1 pseudogene is annotated in these 425 nt (G+C 38.8%); it reads right to left on the reverse strand.

The features are described 5' to 3' along the window. A pseudogene (locus tag HC176_RS16790) lies at positions 1 to 425 on the reverse strand (S9 family peptidase); the annotation flags it as partial.

Raw genomic sequence — 425 nt, forward strand, 5'->3', positions numbered from 1 at the left:
GGTTTCATAAACGGTTTTCGTTTCGCCTGATTCCAGGTTGTACTCTACCAGGTACGCATATTCTTTACCCACATCTGTAATGTAGTACAGGAATCTATCATCTTCACTAAATCCGGAAGCAGAGTAACTTCCTTTTTCTTTAGAGATTTCAGTCATTTTATCCTGCGCCCTGTTATACAAAAAGAGCTTATTTTCACTCGTAGTAATAGGTTGAGAAAGCATAAGCAGGTTTTCATCATGTGAAATTCCTTCTAATTGGAAACCTTTGTCATTACGGTAGATCATTTGAGGCTCCCATTTCCCAATGTCCATTTTGTAAACATCGAAGAACTGAGGATCTCTTACATTAGAAAGATATATCATCGACTTCTTGTCATCACTCCAGCTTCCAAACATGGCTTTTTCATTTTCTCCGGGGGTGAGGT

The sequence above is a fragment of the Tamlana crocina genome (genome assembly GCF_012037625.1).